General features: G+C 67.6%; 17 protein-coding genes. 1 reads left to right on the top strand and 16 read right to left on the bottom strand.

Going from position 1 to position 16,566, the window contains the following annotated elements:
* Positions 1-49: 49 nt before the first annotated feature.
* On the bottom strand, positions 50-778 hold the full coding sequence (locus AC5P6A_RS11120) for a fimbrial biogenesis chaperone (RefSeq protein ID WP_171953410.1): 729 nt from the start codon (positions 776-778) through the stop codon (positions 50-52).
* Between the two features lie 85 nt (positions 779-863).
* On the bottom strand, positions 864-1,403 hold the full coding sequence (locus AC5P6A_RS11125; RefSeq protein ID WP_019661017.1) for a fimbrial protein: 540 nt from the start codon (positions 1,401-1,403) through the stop codon (positions 864-866).
* A gap of 459 nt (positions 1,404-1,862) precedes the next feature.
* On the opposite strand from AC5P6A_RS11125, the gene AC5P6A_RS11130 reads away from it, so the two are divergent.
* Positions 1,863-2,228: a hypothetical protein gene (locus AC5P6A_RS11130; RefSeq protein ID WP_111098855.1), complete on the top strand. Its 366-nt coding sequence runs from the start codon at positions 1,863-1,865 to the stop codon at positions 2,226-2,228.
* Between the two features lie 10 nt (positions 2,229-2,238).
* Here the strand turns inward: AC5P6A_RS11130 and pncB are convergent, their stop codons facing one another.
* From pncB to gspE, 14 genes are all read right to left on the bottom strand, one after another.
* Entirely contained in the window at positions 2,239-3,417 is a 1,179-nt protein-coding gene (pncB, locus tag AC5P6A_RS11135; RefSeq protein WP_021203170.1) for a nicotinate phosphoribosyltransferase, read from the bottom strand.
* 101 nt (positions 3,418-3,518) lie between these two features.
* On the bottom strand, positions 3,519-4,358 hold the full coding sequence (locus tag AC5P6A_RS11140; RefSeq protein WP_346714935.1) for a glycosyltransferase family 2 protein: 840 nt from the start codon (positions 4,356-4,358) through the stop codon (positions 3,519-3,521).
* Complete coding sequence (locus AC5P6A_RS11145) at positions 4,355-5,206, bottom strand: glycosyltransferase family 2 protein (protein ID WP_021203169.1); 852 nt, start codon at positions 5,204-5,206, stop codon at positions 4,355-4,357. The genes AC5P6A_RS11140 and AC5P6A_RS11145 overlap by 4 nt, the downstream gene beginning before the upstream one ends.
* 567 nt (positions 5,207-5,773) lie before the next feature.
* On the bottom strand, positions 5,774-7,981 hold the full coding sequence (gene gspD / locus AC5P6A_RS11150; RefSeq protein WP_329859338.1) for a type II secretion system secretin GspD: 2,208 nt from the start codon (positions 7,979-7,981) through the stop codon (positions 5,774-5,776).
* Positions 7,982-7,990: 9 nt separating this feature from the next.
* Entirely contained in the window at positions 7,991-8,776 is a 786-nt protein-coding gene (locus AC5P6A_RS11155) for a type II secretion system protein, XpsN-like (protein WP_346714936.1), read from the bottom strand.
* Complete coding sequence (gene gspM / locus AC5P6A_RS11160) at positions 8,766-9,479, bottom strand: type II secretion system protein GspM (protein ID WP_227845005.1); 714 nt, start codon at positions 9,477-9,479, stop codon at positions 8,766-8,768. The genes AC5P6A_RS11155 and gspM overlap by 11 nt, the downstream gene beginning before the upstream one ends.
* Complete coding sequence (locus tag AC5P6A_RS11165) at positions 9,454-10,599, bottom strand: PilN domain-containing protein (protein WP_312543482.1); 1,146 nt, start codon at positions 10,597-10,599, stop codon at positions 9,454-9,456. The genes gspM and AC5P6A_RS11165 overlap by 26 nt, the downstream gene beginning before the upstream one ends.
* A complete protein-coding gene (locus AC5P6A_RS11170) occupies positions 10,596-11,459 on the bottom strand; it encodes a type II secretion system minor pseudopilin (protein ID WP_134735097.1) in 864 nt (287 codons plus the stop codon). The genes AC5P6A_RS11165 and AC5P6A_RS11170 overlap by 4 nt, the downstream gene beginning before the upstream one ends.
* Positions 11,456-12,088: a type II secretion system protein J gene (locus AC5P6A_RS11175; RefSeq protein WP_134735096.1), complete on the bottom strand. Its 633-nt coding sequence runs from the start codon at positions 12,086-12,088 to the stop codon at positions 11,456-11,458. Before AC5P6A_RS11175 ends, AC5P6A_RS11170 begins: the two co-directional genes overlap by 4 nt.
* Positions 12,085-12,504, bottom strand: coding sequence for a type II secretion system protein XpsI (gene xpsI / locus AC5P6A_RS11180; RefSeq protein WP_019661006.1), 420 nt, complete (start codon positions 12,502-12,504; stop codon positions 12,085-12,087). The genes AC5P6A_RS11175 and xpsI overlap by 4 nt, the downstream gene beginning before the upstream one ends.
* Positions 12,501-12,995, bottom strand: a complete 495-nt coding sequence (xpsH, locus tag AC5P6A_RS11185) for a type II secretion system protein XpsH (RefSeq protein WP_134731614.1) — start codon at positions 12,993-12,995, stop codon at positions 12,501-12,503. Before xpsH ends, xpsI begins: the two co-directional genes overlap by 4 nt.
* Before the next feature lie 6 nt (positions 12,996-13,001).
* A complete protein-coding gene (gene gspG / locus AC5P6A_RS11190) occupies positions 13,002-13,445 on the bottom strand; it encodes a type II secretion system major pseudopilin GspG (RefSeq protein WP_021203164.1) in 444 nt (147 codons plus the stop codon).
* A 49-nt stretch (positions 13,446-13,494) separates the two neighbouring features.
* Positions 13,495-14,715 (bottom strand): type II secretion system protein XpsF, encoded by a 1,221-nt coding sequence (gene xpsF / locus AC5P6A_RS11195; RefSeq protein ID WP_346714937.1) that lies wholly within the window; start codon positions 14,713-14,715, stop codon positions 13,495-13,497.
* A gap of 24 nt (positions 14,716-14,739) precedes the next feature.
* Positions 14,740-16,461, bottom strand: coding sequence for a type II secretion system ATPase GspE (gene gspE, locus AC5P6A_RS11200; RefSeq protein WP_058980469.1), 1,722 nt, complete (start codon positions 16,459-16,461; stop codon positions 14,740-14,742).
* Between the last annotated feature and the right edge of the window lie 105 nt (positions 16,462-16,566).

Here is a 16,566-nt window from a genome sequence, read left to right on the forward strand (position 1 = left end):
GCACAGCGGCGGTGGCGGGATGCGCAGGCCAGGGGCCGGCGCGGCGCGTTCAGCCCCCGGTGCTGCCGAGGCGGATGGTGTGTTCCACCCGGCCGCCGTAGTCGTTGATGGTGATGAAGCGGACGTGGTCGGTGCCCGCCGGTGCGGCGAACTCCAGGCTCTGCTTCGGCGCGACCATCGCGCCCTTGTCCTCGACGGCCTTTTCACTGCTGCCGGTTACAGCATGTACTTCGGCCAGAGTGACGTGGAAGGGGCTCGGGTTTTCCACCCGCAGGCGGTCGCCATTGCGGGTCCAGCGCAGCGCTGCCGGCGCGTCGTTGGCGACGCCCTTCAGGCCCTGCGGCCGGTAGAAAAGCTTCAGGCGCGAACGGAACGCGACCTGCAGGTAATTCTGTTCGCCGCTTTCGGCGTTGTCCGGGGACGGCGGCACATCCAGCACGTTGAGCCAGAACACCGACTCACGGTCGGTCGGCAGCTGCGCGCCGGAGAAGATCAGTCGCAGCGCCTGGCTGCGGCCCGGCTCGACACGCGCGATCGGCGGTGTAAGCACGAACGGGGCATCGCTGGTATCGGCGGTCTGGTTGGCGTCGCCGCTGTCGATCCAGGCCTGCACCAGCGCCGGCGAATCGCCCACGTTGTCGACCTGCACGGTGACTTCGCGCGCCTGCGCCGGATAGATCACTCGCGTGCCATTGACCACCACGCCGGCCAGTGCGTTCTGGCAGAAGGGCAGCGTGAACGCTGCCAGCAGCAGCGCCCGGGGAAAGAGTGCTTTCATCGGAAGTACTACGCTCGAGGGGTGTGGCCAGCGGCCGCGGAACACCGGCCGGCGCGAACGCCGGCCAGTGGGGGCATGACTGCGATCAGTTGTAGATGATCGTGTACTTGACGCTGCTGGTGACGTCGCCCGGGGTGGCGGCGGCAGTGGCGTAGTACTCAGCGTAGTAGTTCAGGTCGGCCGAGCCGTCGGTGCCGACGGTGACCCACTGCGAGTTGGTCTGGGCCAGGCCAGCACCAGCCGCCTTGATCGGCAGGAACTGGTTGTTCGAGCCCAGCAGCTGCAGCTGCACGTTGGTGGCAGCGTTGGCCGAGGCCTGGTTGACCAGGCGGCCACTGTTGAAGTCGACGGTCGAACCCGGCTCGAAGTAGGTGGCGACGTTGCCGGCGCTGCACTTGGTCAGGTTGATGGCGAACGGGGTGCGGCCCGCAACGGCGCCGGCGGTGGCCAGGGTGTTCTTGGACACGGTCGGCAGCGTCACGGCGAAGTCCTTGCCGCCCGGGGTCGAGATGGTGCAGGTCTTGTCGGTCACCTTGCCATTGAAGGTGATGGTGCCGTCGGCGGCGTTGGCGGCCAGCGGAGCGGCGGCCAGCATCAGAGCGGCGATGATATTGATCTTGTGCATTCGCTTTTACCTAACCCTACTGAAGAGATGAGAAGTAGAGGAGGAAGCAAGGAGCACTGCCGGGCTAACAAGACCCATCCTTGCGTCTCACCTGTGGCCGGACTCGGACGTAGCTTTCCCTGAATCCGTGACGCACGTATAGGTGCAAGTGTGATGAAAGTCTCATTATTTTTCTGAACGTCAATTCATTGACGCTGGAAATGTGACGTGATAGCCGAAATCAGGACCCACGGGGGTTCGGGAACCCGACGGTCGCCGGATCAGGTCAGAAGCGACCCTGGATGACGCTTCGGGTGGCGCGTTCGGCATGCACGGAAACAAACCTTTTCCCGGCGGAAATCGCCTTCTTTGATGCGCATCACTCTTTCTTGGTGATGGCCCTAGCAGATTCGGAATCGTCCTATTAAAGGCTGATCGAAGCTGTCGCTAACTAGGACACACCGAACCAGAGAACGTGTCATGAGGAATTCCATTCTGCTGTGCGTGGCCCTGATGTCCGTCAGTGCGCTGGCCCAGGCCAGCAGCGGCAGCATCCGTTTCAGTGGCCGCATCGCCGAGCCGGGCTGCACGACGAATCTGTCCCAGGGCGAGCTGAGCCTGGCCGCCTGCCCGCCGTCGGCCAAGGGCTCGACGGTGGAAGTGACGGCGCTGGCCAACGGCCAGGCCGCGACGCTGCGCGACGGCAAGCGCCACGGCCAGAAGCTGTCGGTGTCGGCCAGCGCGCTGCGCGCCGGCGATATCGCCTTCTCCGAGCGTTACAGCGTGCAGGCGTCGACGCAGCAGCCGCTGCAGGGCGCCTATCTGGTGGTGGTCGACTACCTGTAAGCCGGCACGCTTACGCCGGCGGCAGCTCGAACACCTGGCGCAGGTAGGCCAGGTAGCCCGGGTCGTCGCACATGCTCTTGCCTGGCGAATCGCTGAGCTTGGCCACCGGCTGGCCGTTGCAGCGGACCATCTTGATGACGATGTTGAGCGGCGTTGGCCCCAGATCATTGGTCAGGTGGGTGCCAACGCCGAAGGCGACCTGGCAGCGACCACGGAAGTAGTCGTACAGGCGCATCACCTTGGCGATGTCGAGCCCATCGCTGAACACCAGCACCTTGGTGCGCGGATCCACCCGGCGCTGCTGGAAATGCGCCAGCATGCGGTCGCCCCAGTCGAACGGATCGCCCGAGTCGTGGCGCACGCCGTCGAACAGCTTGCAGAAATACATGTCGAAATCGCGCAGGAACGCATCCAGGCCGACCACGTCGGACAGCGCGATGCCGAGGTCGCCGCGGTACTCGCGTGCCCACGATTCCAGTGCCGCCACCTGCGAATCACGCAGGCGCGGGCCAAGTGCCTGGAATGCCTGCAGGTACTCATGGGCCATGGTGCCGTGCGGGGTCATGCCGTACAGGCGGGCGAAGTGCACGTTGCTGGTGCCGACCAGTTGCGGGCCAAGCGCATCGCGCAGCAGCGGCAGCAGGCGCGCATGCCAGTCACGCGAATAACGGCGGCGGCTGCCGTAGTCGGCAATGCGGCACTGTTCGAAACCGGGAGTATCACGCAGCAGCGCTGCCTTGGCCTGCAGCCGACGCTCGCCCTCGGCAAAGTCAGCGGTGGTGGTGTTGCGGAACCAGACTTCGTTGATGATCGCCAGCAGCGGGACTTCGAACAGGATGGTATGCAGCCACGGGCCAGTGATGTCCAGTTCGATTTCGCCGGGCACGGCCGTCGACGCGCGCAGCTGGATGTACTTGCGGTCCAGATGGAACAAGCCGAGGAAATCGGCGAAGTCGGGCTTCACGAAGCGCAGGCCGCGCATGTAGTCCAGTTCCGCGTCGCTGAAACGCAGGCTGCACAGGTGGTCGATCTCTTCGTCGATCTGGTCGATGTAATGGGCCAGGTCGATGCCGGGCGTGCGGCACTTGAACCGGTACTGCACCTGGGCACCGGGGTGCTGGTGGAGCACCGCCTGCATCATGGTGAACTTGTACAGGTCGGTGTCGAGCAGGGACTGGATGATAGGCATGAGGCGAATTATGCGCCCGGACGGGTGAACCGGGGTGGCCGCGGGCACGCTCGGCTCTCCGCGTGGGTAGATCCGCGCCATGCGTGGATGCAGGTTCGGCCCTACAACGACCTGCGCAACAGGCGCGGTACCAGCATCAGGGCGTGCCCCCAGATCGCGGCCCACACCGCCACGCGCACCGGCAGCGAACGCTGCCTGGCCTCGAACTTCTGAAAGTAGCGCCACAGGCCCCTGTGCTTGTGCCATTCAACGAAGAACGGCCGCGATCGGCTCGAGACGCCACGTACATGGGTGACCTGCAGGTCGTTTGCAATCGCCACCACGGCCCCGGCTTCGCGTGCACGCCGGCACAGGTCCAGGTCTTCGGCGTGCAGACGATACCCGGCGTCCCAGCCTCCGATCCGGTCGAACAATGCACGCGGCATCATCAGCAGTGCGCCAGACAGTGCCGGCACCCGCTGCAGCACCTGCTGCGGGTCACGCGGCAGCGCCAGCTTCGAGCCCTTTCCCGGCGAGCGCAGCATCATCAGGAAATCCGGGTCGCGGCGGCGCACGGCTTCGTCGGCATGGCCCTGCTCGTCCACCTGCTCGACACCGAGCAGGCAATCGCCCAGTGCTTCCGCCCGGCTGCGCAGTGCGGCCAACGTCTCCGGCTCGACCATTAGGTCCGGGTTGATGAAGGCCAACCAGGGGCTGCGCGAATCGGCCACGCCCTGGTTGTTGGCATCGGCGAAGCCGGGATTGTCCGGGTTGCCGACGAAACGCACGCGCGGATCGTGGCTGGCATGGCGCTGCACGATGTCCAGCGTGCCATCCATCGAGCCATTGTCGATCACCCGGATCTCGGCCACGTCCTGCGCCTGGCGCAGGCGCGAGAGGCAGGCATCGATGGTGCTGGCACTCTGGTAGGTCACGACGATGGTGGCAATGGCAACATTCAAGCGAGTGACTCCGGCGCGGAAGGAACGAACAGGTCGCCCTGTTCCTTCGGCATTATCGCCTGCCGCATGCGCTGCTGCAGGTCGGCGCGCAGCCCGTGCAATGGATCGTGCATCAGGAAATCGGCCAGGCGCGGCACCCAGCCAGGCCAACGCGCAGCCAGCGCCTCAAGGTCGCCATCGCGGCTGGCCGCCTCGCCCGCCCGGCTCACAAAGGCGGTCTCGCACAGTACGTTGCGCCAGCCCAGGCCGGCCATGCGCAGGCTGAGGTCGACCAGGGCCGCGTTCCAGCCAGCGTAGCTGTCCACATCCAGGCCACCGGCGCGGCGGCGCGCATTGCCACGCACCAGAACCGCATGGGTGACCGCCGATGGCAGTTCCGGGTGCAGCGCCGGCAAGGCGGCGCAGGTCTGTGCCAGCAGCGCCGCATCCTCGGGCTCGGGATTGATCTCGCCCAACCGTGGCCACGCTGCGGTTTCGCCGGCATTGCACCACGGGGTTGCGGTCGCGATGGCGGCATCGCGGGCGAAGGCGTCCTGCAATTGTTGCAGCCAACCCGGCGCAGGCACGCTGTCCGGTGCCAGCACGGCCACGTCCAGGCCATCGCAGGCGCGCAGCATCTCGTCCAGATGGGCGACCTCGCCCAGTGGCCGCGCGCGCCGGGTGTACTCGGCCTGTAGTGGCGTATGTGCCAGCCAGTGTTCCACCACCGCCTGCGCACGCGGCCCGGTCTGCGCATCGTCGGCCAGCCAGACCGCGGTGCCCGGCGCGGTGCCCGCATCCAGTGCGGCCAGGCAGCGGTCGAGCGCGGCATCGTCCACGCACAGCGGCAACAACACGATCGCCCCCATCCCGCCTCCGTGGTTGTCGGTGGCCACAGCCTAGCACCGGGAGGGTATCGGCCGGGTTGCTCCCAGCACCCGCTTCAGGCCAGGGCAACAGCAACAGCCGAAGCAAGAGCTGGGTTCCTGGGGTTGGCGGGGTGGGTCCGGTTGCGGGGGACGCTGCAAGTACGTCCATGTAGGTCGGTCGCCGCATCCATGCGGCTCACGCCCCCACAACCGGACCCACCCCACCGTCGACAGTTTTCCGCGACCTGCCTGCTCTTCTGTAGAGCCGAGCCGTGCTCGGCTCAGATCTCAGATATCGAAATATTCGATTTCGATGGAGAGTCATCCACGCATGGCGTGGATCGTGTCGACCAAGGTCGACACCTACCAACAGCAAGCAGGAAACTGTCGAAGGCGGGGCACTGTGGGTTTGAGGGGTGTGAGCCGCATGGATGCGGCGACCAAGCCTACATGGACGTATTCACGGCGTCCCCGCAAACCCACAGTGCCCCGCCATCCCTCAGTAAACCCGCTGTTGCTGTTGCTCCGGCCTCGGCGGGTGCCGGGCGCAGCCCGGCCGCAAACCCCTTACTTCTTTGCGCGCGGCTGGTTCAGTGGCTCCATCGCGCGGAAACGCTGGCTGTACTCGTCGGTCAGATTCCGCGCTTCCAGGCTGTTGCGCACGATGCTCGGGGTCAGCAGCACGATCACTTCGGAACGGCGGCTGGAGCGGCTCTTCTGCCCGAACAGCGCGCCAACCACCGGAATCCGGCTCAGGCCGGGAATGCCGCTGCTGCCATCGGTTCCCGAATCGGTGATCAGGCCGGCCAGCATGATGGTGTCGCCGCTCTGCACTGCCGCTTCGGTCGACAGCTTCTTTGTGGAAATGCGCGGGTTGCAGTTGCGCTCGGTCGGATTGCAGTTGTCGGGCACGTTCGAGGCGCTGCTCACTTCCTGCACGATGTCGAGGAACACCGTGCCGTCGCGGGTCACGCGCGGGCGCACCTTCAGGATCACGCCGGTGTCGATGTACTGCACCGAACTGTAGCTGCTGGTGCCGATGCCGGTATTCACCGTGGTGGTGTTGATCGGCACCTTGTCACCGACGTTGAGCGTGGCCTCGGCGTTGTTGCGCACGAACACCGAAGGCGTCTGCAGCAGGCGTACATCCGTGACCTTGTCCAGCGCACTCACCACCGCCGCGCCATTGTGGCCGGTGAATGCCCAGCCCAGGCCTTCGCCGCCCGTTGCGGCACCGGCGAAGCTGCTCCACGAGCCACCCGCTGCCGCCGGCAGGGTCACGCCGCCCAATGCGCCCGTCAGGGCACGCCCGGCCACGGCGTTGTCGAAGAACCAGTTCACGCCGTACTTCAGGTCGCCATCGAGCGAGACCTCGGCCACCTGGGCTTCAATGTGCACCTGCAGGGGCATCACATCCAGCTTCTCGATCACCTCGCGGATCGACCGCCAGGCCTGCGGGGTCGAACGCACCAGCAGGGTGTTGGTCTCCTCCACCGCCGACACGCCCACGCGGTCGCCTTCCACTTCCAGGCTGACACTGACGTTGCCGGACTGGCGCTGCGGCAGGTTCATGCTGCCGTTGCCACCGCCACTGGAGCTGCTGCCCGGGACCGAGCCGAAGCTGCTGCTGTTGTTGTTGGTGCTGTCCATGCCACGATCGGAGTCGCTGCCCAGCTGCGACGGCATCGCCCCCGGGGCCAGCGAGGCCGGACTGGAACCGCCGCGGTTGCCACTGCTGGCAAATGCTTCACTGAGCCGTTCGGCCAGGTCACGCGCCTTGATGTAGCGCAGCTCGTAGGAAAACAGGCGGGCACTGCCACCGGCGGTATCGATGCGGTCCAGCCACTGCTGGATCTGGTCCAGGTAACGCACCTGCGGGGTGATCACCAGCACCGCGTTGGCGTTTTCCAGCGGCAGGAAGCGGAACATGCCGGCACTGGGCGTCTTGCTCTCCTCGCCGAATACTTTCTCCAGGTCGGCAGCCACCTGCTCGGCCTTGCCCGACTGGATCGGGAACACGCCCACCGACATGCCCGACAGCCAGTCGACGTCGAAGATCTCGACGGTGCGCATGTAGTTTTCCAGCTCGGCGCGGGTACCACCCAGGGTGATCACGTTGCGGCCGCTGTCGACGTTGACGATGGCATTGGGCCGCGCATACGGCTCCAGTACCTTCTTCATTTCGGTGGCGGAGATGAACTGCAGCGGGATGACCCGTACCTCGAAGCCTCGCGCACTGGCAGCGGGCGCCGTGCTCGGCGCGACCGTACCGGCCAGCGCCTGGTCGGCGGCGACGATGTTGTAGCGGCCACCGCTGTAGACCATGCGTGCGTTGTTCCAGCCCAGCACCATCTCCAGCAGGTTCAACGCCTGCGCCGGCGACACCGGCTTGGGCGTGGCCAGGGTGACCGTGCCCTGCACCCCCGGTGCGATCACGTAGTTCTGGCCCAGCATGTCACCGAGGATGGCCTTGACCACCGCATGCACCGATTCGCCTTCGAAATTGAAGGTTGCTTCACCGGTGCTGGCGCCATGCAGTGCCGGTGCCGGTGCGCGTGCTGCTTCGCGGTTGATCATGGTGCCGGTGCCACGGCGGATCACCGCCTGCGGAGCGCCCTGCGCGTCACGGGCAGCATCTGCGGCGACATTGGCCGCCTGGCCGGCCTCGGCAGTGGGCGACAGATTGCCCTTGCGCTGCACATGCGGCGCGGACACGGTGCTGCAGCCGACCAGCAGCGCGAGGGCAAAGGACCAGGGAAGGAAACGCAGGCTCATGCATTCACTCTATCGGTTGGTGCCATCGCCCGGGGGCGGCGACGGTTGTTGCTGCTGTTGTTGCTGCAGCTGGCGGCGACGGGCCTGGATGCGTTCGCGGATGGCCTGCATCTGCGCTTCGCTGGGGCCGTTGTTGGTGGCAGGGGCGGATGCCGCAGCCGAGGGCGCTGGCGCACTGCCAGCAGGCGACGGCGATGGGGTTGCCGCAACCGGCGGCGGTGCCGGCGGAGCGCCTGCCGGGGGCGGCACAACGATCGCACCTGCCGGCGGCGCACCGTTGGCGCCGCGCAGCACGGTCGGCGGCTCACCGCCCTGGCCGTTGAAGACCGCCAGTTCCAGCACCTGGTTGCCACCGGGGCCGATCACGGTGGCCTGGCGCGGCTGCAGTGCCACCAGCTGCCAGCCGTCGACGGCTTCACCGTTGAGGCGCAGGCGCAACGAACGGTTCTGTTCGGTGGTGAAGGTGGCCATGCCGAAGTCGCCGGTCAGCAGCACGCCGGTCAGGCGCAGCGCGGCGCTGGCGGCAGGCTCGCTGCCACCGAGCAGATAGGGCTTCGGCCTGCGGTCCTCGGCGAACAGCGGTCGCTCGCCGATGGCACTGTAGCTGTCGGCGCTGGGCATGCGTTCTGCGGCCAACGGCGGCAGCACCGGCAACGAAGGCACCGCATCGGCATCGCCATCCGCACCTGGCAGCTGGCTGCCCAGGCCGAAGCCGGTGGCCAGCCAGACCGCTGCCGCCCAGCCGGCCAGTGCCAGCAGGAAACCGGTGCGCAGGCTGATCTGCTCAAGCTTCATCGGCCACCTCCTGCCCCTCTTCCGGCACAGCCGGTGAGGGTGCCGGTGCAGCCGAAGGCGGTTGCGGCGCCGCGCCCGGCTCGGCTGCTGGTGCCGGCGCAGCGCCATCGGCAGCGGCACCGGGCAGCAGGTAACCGGCCAGTTCGAACGACACGTCCAGGCCCAGCCCGGATTCATTCGGCGACTGCTGGAAGCGCTGCGCGATCAGGTTGAGGTTGTCGACGAACAGGCGCGGGCTGCCGGTTTCCAGGCTGTGCAGCACCGTGGCCAGTTCGGCCACACCGCAACGCAGGCGCACCTGCATGGCAACGCGCACGAACTCGGCGTCACGACGGTTGTCGGCCAGTGGCGTGCGGTTGCTGATGGTGCAGCTGCGGTTGCCCGGGCTGGCCATCGCCACCGCATCCTGCAGCTTCGCGCCGAGCGCAGCGGCTGCAGCTTCGGCGGTCGCTTCACGCAGGAAGCCCGGCCGCTGCTGCAGTGCCTCGCGGGTGGCGCGCAGGCGTTGTTCGATCTGCGGCTGCTGCCGCAGCTGCGCCTGCACGCGCTGTTCGCGCTCGCGCAGGGCGGCCACGTCGGCATCGATTTCGCGCAGCGGCTGGGTGAACCAGGGGTGCACCAGCAGCAGGTAGGCCAGGCCCAGCACTGCCAGCAGCAGCGCCAGTGCCAGCCAGCGGTCACGGCGTGCGCTTGGCATCGGCATCGGCCGCCTCCCGGGTCGGGGCCGCAGCCGGCAACGGCTGCAGTTCGGCGGTCATGGTGAAGCGGTCACGGCCACTGGCGGCGCCATCGGCCTGCAGTACGCCGGTCAGATTGACCTTGCGCCACTGCGGCGCATCCTGCAGCAGCTGCACCAGCTGCGAGGCCTCGCGGCTCAGGCCGATCAGCTGCAGGTTGTTGTTCTCGATGGCCAGCTTTTCCAGATAGGTGCCCTCCGGCAGGCGCCGGGTCAGTTCATTCCAGATTTCCACCGTTCCGGCACGCTGGCTGCGCTGCTTTTCCAGGAATGCGGCACCATCGATCAGCGCCTGCAGCTGCGCGCGTTCGCTGGCGACACCACGCGCACTGCGTGCACTGCGCTCGACCTGCGCACGCAGCGCATCGGCAGCGTCACGGCGGTTGTCGAGCAGCTGCACGGCGGCCAGCACCAGCATCACCAGCGCGGCCACGGCCAACAGCACGTTCCAGCGCCGCATGGGATCCGCGCGCAACTGGCGCTGCGCCGGTGGCAGCAGGTTCACCTGCAGAGGCTCACCCTCGCTGTCGATGGCATCGACACCGGCCAGTGCATCGGCCCACTCGCCCACGCTGGCCCGCCACGCTTCCAGCTGGCGCAGCGGCCAGGCGATCAGTTCGACCTGCAGCTGGCCCTCGGCTGCGCCCCCCAGCTCACGCACGTCAAAGCTGACCTGGCTCGATTCGAACGGCGTCTGGCGGTCGATCTCGAAACCGACCACGGCGCGCAGGCGGTCGGCCGCAGCCGCGGGCAAGCGCAGATGACGACGCAGTACCTCGCTGGCCGGCAGCAGCCACACCCGTGGCAGGCTGCGCAGCCGCGGTTCCAGCACGCGGTCCAGTTCCACCGGCGACAGCGGCCATGGCACGCTGGCAACCGCTTCGCGGCGTTCACCGGCCTCACGCCAGACCTGCAGCTGGTCACCCTGGCGCTGCAGCAGCAGGCGCGCCTGTGCCCAGCCCAGCGCCCACTGCCAACGGGCCGGCACCCACGCCAGCAGCGATTGCCGCCACCAGCGCAGGAAACGACCGGCGCCCGGGCCGATCCGGCCCTGCACCTGCCGCACACTGTCCTGCCATGCCGTCATCTTGCTGTCATTCCCTGCTCCCAGCGAAGCACTGTGTAGGACCGCCCGGGAACCCCGCCCGAGCCATTGCGTACCACTGCCTGCAACACCGACCGGCGTCCACTGCTGTCGGTTGCACGGGACTCGATACTATAGGTGCCGCTGCTGCTGGCAAGCGTTGTCGCACCGCCAGCGGTATCTGCGTCACGCTCCTGCTGGGCGCGCTGCGCCAGCACGGTATCCGCATCCAGCCCCAGTGCGGTCAGCACCGGCGCGCTGGCGAACTGGGGATCCGGGCGCGCCTGGCGGCTGTACAGGGTCAGGTGGGGCAGCATGGCCTTGTACAGCGGGCCGCGCATGCCCAGCACCCGCTGCAGTTCGCCGAGTGTCTCAAAGCGCTTGTTGCGCGGGCCATACGGCAACCCGGCCGCCGCGTAGTCCGGCGCTTCGGCACCGCCACCGGGCTGCAGCAGGCTGTCTTCATCACGCCAGTCGACAATGGCGCCGGCCATCTGCCGGGCAGCGCCTTCGTCTTCACCGAGTGCCTTGAGGAACGCCGTCAGCAGGGTCACGTCGGCCAGGTTGAGGTTGATCTTGCCATTCTCGTCCAGCACCTTGATCTCGATGCTGGCGTCATCGAACTGCCAGCGGTAGGTGCGGCCATCGGCACGCCAGGGCGCCCGCAGCGGATCAGCGGACAGGCGCAGCAGCGCGTACTCCAGGCCGGCGCGCGCACGTTCCTGCCCGCGTGCCTCGTCATCCAGTACCCGCTGCTGCAGATGCTCGACCCGTGCGCTCAGCGCGAACGCACCGACCAGCGCGGTCATCAATGCGATCAGCCACAGCACCAGCACCAGCGCCGCACCGTGTTGCCGGTTCATCGCGCACCTCCACTGCCACCGGCGCGCGGTGCCACCACCAGCAATGGCCAGGGCTCGCCCTTGGCGGGCACGATCCTGATCTCCACCAGCATCGGCAGCCGCCGGGTATCGTCCCAGCGCGGCATCCAGTCACTCATCTGACCGGTGCCCGCATCGATGCCGCGATAGCGCAGCTGCACCGACTTCAGGTTCTCAACCAACACCTCCGGCGGGCGTGGCGGATTCTCGGCGATGCGCTCGCCTTCCTGCAGCAACACCAGGTCCAGCAGCAGGCGCTGTTGCCCCTCGCGTCCGTCCACCTGCAGCGCGTGCAGGTAGGAGCCTCCACGGCCGAGGTAGCCGGGCAGGTCGGCGGCGAACAGCATGCGCTGTTCTTCCCCTTGGAAGAACACCGGTTCGCGGGTGGGGTCCGGGACCTCCAGCGGGGTGCGCAGTGCGCCGGCCAGCTGCCTGCGCAGCAGAGACTCGACCGCCCGCATGCGTTCACTTTCGGCGGCGATCTGTTCGCCGCGCTGGCTGACCGCCATCGCCGAGCGCACGCTGGCAAAGGCCAATGCCAGGCCGCCGGCCAGCAGCACGGTGGCCAGCATTACTTCGACCAGGGTGAACCCTGCGGCGCGGCGCTTCACCGCGCATTCTCCAGGTCGGGCGGCAACAGGCGCAGGCTGCGCCAGCGCAGCTGTTCGCGCTCGCTGTCACCCCAGCGCACCTGCAGCTGCAGTTCGGCCAGCCAGGGGGTTCCCGGTGACGTTGCCTGCGCGACATTGCCTGCGCGCGGCTCCGCCCACGGCTGGACCTGCAATTCCCAGTGGTAGCGCCCCTGCTCCCAGTCTCCCTGCTGCCTGCCTGCCTGCAGCGGCGAGGCGACGCCGGTTTCGGCCAGCAGCGACTGCGCATGCAGCACCGCGCGCGTGCGCAGCTCGGCATCGCGCACCTGTTTTGCGCCGCCGGACAGGCTGCCCAGCAGCAGCGTCAGCGCCAGGCCCAGCAGGGCGAAGGCGATGATCACTTCCAGCAGGGTGAAGCCGCGGGCGCGCCGCTTCATTGCGCCCGCCAAGGGCCAGAGCGGACCTCACCGGTCAGCCAGCCCACGTCGATGCGCCATTCGGCGTCGTCACGCTGCAGCCGGATGCGGCCACCGCTGGAGCCGCCATCGGGGTGGAACTCGATCACGCCCTGCCCCGGCGCGGTGGCCAGCTGCGCGGCGCCTTCGAACTGCACCTGCAGCTGTGCCGGCACGTCACCGTGGCGCTGGTTGGCGCCTTCCCAGCGCCGCTTGGCCGGCTCGATGACAAAGCGCTGCGGCTCGCCGCGGGTGATCGCCTGCGCGCGCACCATGCGCAGCTGGTTGGCGATGTCCTTGCCGGCGCTGCGCAGCTGCATGCCAGCGAAACCGCGTGACAGGCCGGCAGCGGTGATCAGGCCGATCGCGGCGATCAGCGCGATCACCAGCAGTATTTCCAGCAGCGACAGGCCCGCTGCGCGCCTGCCGGGCAGGCGCGGGCGTTGCAACCGGCGCGGCAGGAAACGCGACATGCCCGGTTACGGCTGGTAGCGGATGTCGGCGTCGACACTGCTGCCACCGGCCTTGCCGTCCTTGCCCAGGCTGATCAGCTCATACGGCTGGCCCTCGCCCGGCGTGCGGTATTCCAGCGCATGGCCCCACGGATCGTTCAGATCGGCCGGCTTGGCATAGGGCCCCAGCCAGCCAGCCACGCCAGCCGGTGCAGTCACCAGATCATTGAGCGAGCCGGGCAGCTTGCCGGTATCGATCTGGTAGTTGTCGACCTTGGATGCGACGGTCTGCACCTGTGCCTTGGCAATGTTGGCCTTGCCGCGGTCGGCGCCACCCAGCACGCGGCTGGCGACCAGGGTCAGCACCGCGCCGATCAGCACGATGACGATGATGATCTCCAGCAGGCTCATGCCCGACTGGTTGCGCGCTGCGGTGAAGGAAAGGCGGATCGGTCGACGGGAAGCAATCATGGTCGGTCCTTTCAGTTGCGGAGTGTCGGGGTTGCGTAGGGATCCATCGTCAACCGATGGCATTGGTCAGGTCGTACAGCGGCACCAGCACGGCAACGATCACCGCACCCACCACCGAGGCCAGCACCAGGGTGATCGCCGGCACCATCGCCGCCAACAGGCGGTCGATGCGGCGCGCGCTGTCCTGTTCGAAGGTGTCAGCCGCTTTCAACAGCATGGTATCGAGCGCGCCGGACTCCTCGCCAACCTGGATCATCTGCAGGGCCAGGCGCGGGAAACGCCTGCCTCGCGACAGTGCCAGCGACAGGCCGGCACCGTTCTTCACTTCATCGGCGGCGGTTTCCACATCGGCAGCCAGCGCGCGGTTGCCCAGCACGTTGCGGGCGATGCCCAGGGCACCCAGCAGCGGTACGCCATTGCGCAGCAGGGTACCCAGCGTTCGCGCCAGCCGGGCAGTCTCCAGTTCACCCAGCAGGCGGCCGATGCCGCGGCGCTGCAGCAGCCAACCATCCAGCGCCAACCGGAAGGCCGGCTGCCGCGCCTTGCGTTCGAAGAACAGCGCCACCAGCGCCGGCACCACCAGCAGCAGCACCCACCAGTCACGCACGAACAGGCCCAGCTGCAGCACTGCGTTGGTGAACCACGGCAGCGCCACATCCAGGCTCTCGTACATCTGCGCGAACTGCGGCACCACGTAGCCAAGCAGGAACAGGAGCGCACCACCCACCACCACCAGCAGGATGGCCGGGTACACCAGCGCGTTGATCACCTTGCCCTGCAGGGCCCGGCTGCGTTCGAGGTAGTCGGCCAGGCGCTCCAGGGTTTCGTGCAGGCTGCCGCCGGCCTCACCGGCACGCACCATGTTCACGTACAGGCGCGAGAACAACCCGTGCTGGCGTTCCAGTGCGATCGACAGCGGCGCGCCACCGCGCACCACATCGCGGATGTCGGTGATCGCACGACGCGAACGATCGTCTTCGGGCAACCCGAGCAGGATCGACAGCGCGCGGTCCAGCGGCTGGCCCGCACCGAGCAGTGTCGCCAGCTGCTGGGTGAACTGCAGCAATGCCGCGCCCTGCAGCGGCCGTTGGCGGAACAGGTTGCGCCAGGTACCGCCACCGATCGCACCGCCATCGGCCAGCTGTGTCTCCATCGGCAGATGGCCCTGGTCCTGCAGGCGCGCGACCAGCTCGGCCTCGCTGGCCGCTTCCATCTGCCCGTCGAAGATCTCGCCGTGCGGATTCAGTGCCTTGTAACGGTAGGTCGGCATGTCAGCCCCGTCGTCCTGCGCGCATCAGCTTTCCTCGGTGACACGCAGGACTTCCTCGATGGTCGTCTGCCCACTGAGGGCCTTGGACAGGCCGTCTTCGTACATCGTGCGCATGCCGGCTTCGCGGGCAATGCGTTCGATCTCGCCCATGCCGTCGCGGCGCATCACCGCACGCCGCAGCGCATCGTTCATCACCAGGAATTCCATGATGGTGGTACGACCGAGGTAACCGGTCGGCGCCAGCGCCGAGGGCCTGGGGCGGAACAGATGGATCGGCCCTTCCGGCTGCAGGCGGCGCAGCTCGAAGCGTTTGATTTCCTCCGGCGAAGCCTCGTAGCGCTCGGCGTGGGTCGGTTCCAGCCGGCGCACCAGGCGCTGGGCCAGAATCCCGTTGATGGTGGAGGTGAGCAGGTAGTCTTCCACGCCCATGTCGAGCAGGCGGGTGATACCACCGGCGGCATTGTTGGTGTGCAGGGTGGACAGCACCAGATGGCCGGTCAGTGCCGACTGGATCGCGATGCGCGCGGTTTCCAGATCGCGCATTTCGCCGATCATGATGATGTCCGGATCCTGGCGCACGATGCTGCGCAGCGCGTTGGCGAAGTCCAGGCCGATCTGCGGCTTGGCCTGGATCTGGTTGATGCCCTCGATCTGGTACTCGACCGGGTCCTCGACCGTGATGATCTTGACGTCGGCGGTATTGAGCTGGCTCAGCGCGGTGTACAGCGTGGTGGTCTTGCCCGAGCCGGTCGGGCCGGTCACCAGCAGGATGCCGTGCGGCTGTTCCAGCACCTTGCGGAACTGCGGCAGGAACGCATCGGTGAACCCCAGCCGGTGGAAATCAAACACCACTGTCTCGCGGTCGAGCAGGCGCATCACCACGCTTTCGCCGTGCGCGGTCGGCACGGTGCTCACGCGCAGGTCCAGCTCCTTGCCCTGCACGCGCAGCATGATGCGGCCGTCCTGCGGCAGGCGGCGCTCGGCAATGTTGAGCCGGGCCATGATCTTGATGCGGCTGATCACCGCTGCGGTGAGGTTGGCCGGCGGGCTTTCGCCCTCCACCAGCACGCCATCGACACGGTAGCGGACCTTCAGGCGGCTCTCGAACGGTTCGACATGGATGTCCGACGCGCGCAGTTCCACCGCACGCTGGATCACCAGGTTGACCAGGCGGATCACCGGCGCTTCCGAGGCCAGGTCGCGCAGGTGCTCGATATCGTCGACCGCGCCGCCCTCGCCGTCTGCGGTCTCCACGATCGCGCCCATCGCGCTGCGGCCCTGGCCGAACCAGCGCTCGACCAGGTCATCGATCTCCGCGCGCATGCCCAGCACCGGTGTCACCGGAACCCCCAGCGCCAACTGCACGGCCTGCTGCGGATAGGCATCGTGGGCATCGGCCAGCCACAGACGCACCCCGTGTTCATTCAACTCCAGCGGGCACACATGGAACTGCTTCAGGAAGCGCAGCGACAGTGGCATGCCCTCGGCCAGTGCCTGTGGCGGGGCCTCCGGCACCTGCCTGCCCTCCAGCAGCGGCAGGCCCAGCACCTCCGCGCTGGTCTGTGCCTGGTCGCGTTCAGACACCAGGCCCAGGCGCACCAGCAGGCCCAGCAGGCTGCCGCCGGCCTCGGCGTGCAACGGCCGCGCGCGCGCCAGGTCTCCTTCCTTGAGCCGGCCGCGTGCCAGCAGCGCATCCAGGATGCGGCCTTCGGCATCGTCGGTAACGGTTGCAGCGAGCGCGTTCACGTGACTCTCCTGTCAATCGGACCGACTTTAGCAGTTAAGCCATGATTTCCGCCGCCCTGCGGCCAGCTTTCGTAAAAAGACGAAGCCCGTCACACAGGATGACGG

Source organism: Stenotrophomonas sp. YJH_SMC_20 (assembly GCF_059367845.1).

Excerpts from the sequence above, each read along its gene's own strand:
- AC5P6A_RS11120 (WP_171953410.1), bottom strand. The coding sequence starts at position 778 with ATGAAAGCACTCTTTCCCCGGGCGCTGCTGCTGGCAGCGTTCACGCTG.
- AC5P6A_RS11125 (WP_019661017.1), bottom strand. The coding sequence starts at position 1,403 with ATGCACAAGATCAATATCATCGCCGCTCTGATGCTGGCCGCCGCTCCG.
- AC5P6A_RS11130 (WP_111098855.1), top strand. The coding sequence starts at position 1,863 with ATGAGGAATTCCATTCTGCTGTGCGTGGCCCTGATGTCCGTCAGTGCG.
- pncB (WP_021203170.1), bottom strand. The coding sequence starts at position 3,417 with ATGCCTATCATCCAGTCCCTGCTCGACACCGACCTGTACAAGTTCACC.
- AC5P6A_RS11145 (WP_021203169.1), bottom strand. The coding sequence starts at position 5,206 with ATGGGGGCGATCGTGTTGTTGCCGCTGTGCGTGGACGATGCCGCGCTC.
- gspD (WP_329859338.1), bottom strand. The coding sequence starts at position 7,981 with ATGAGCCTGCGTTTCCTTCCCTGGTCCTTTGCCCTCGCGCTGCTGGTC.
- AC5P6A_RS11155 (WP_346714936.1), bottom strand. The coding sequence starts at position 8,776 with ATGAAGCTTGAGCAGATCAGCCTGCGCACCGGTTTCCTGCTGGCACTG.
- gspM (WP_227845005.1), bottom strand. The coding sequence starts at position 9,479 with ATGCCGATGCCAAGCGCACGCCGTGACCGCTGGCTGGCACTGGCGCTG.
- AC5P6A_RS11165 (WP_312543482.1), bottom strand. The coding sequence starts at position 10,599 with ATGACGGCATGGCAGGACAGTGTGCGGCAGGTGCAGGGCCGGATCGGC.
- AC5P6A_RS11170 (WP_134735097.1), bottom strand. The coding sequence starts at position 11,459 with ATGAACCGGCAACACGGTGCGGCGCTGGTGCTGGTGCTGTGGCTGATC.
- xpsI (WP_019661006.1), bottom strand. The coding sequence starts at position 12,504 with ATGAAGCGGCGCGCCCGCGGCTTCACCCTGCTGGAAGTGATCATCGCC.
- xpsH (WP_134731614.1), bottom strand. The coding sequence starts at position 12,995 with ATGTCGCGTTTCCTGCCGCGCCGGTTGCAACGCCCGCGCCTGCCCGGC.
- gspG (WP_021203164.1), bottom strand. The coding sequence starts at position 13,445 with ATGATTGCTTCCCGTCGACCGATCCGCCTTTCCTTCACCGCAGCGCGC.
- xpsF (WP_346714937.1), bottom strand. The coding sequence starts at position 14,715 with ATGCCGACCTACCGTTACAAGGCACTGAATCCGCACGGCGAGATCTTC.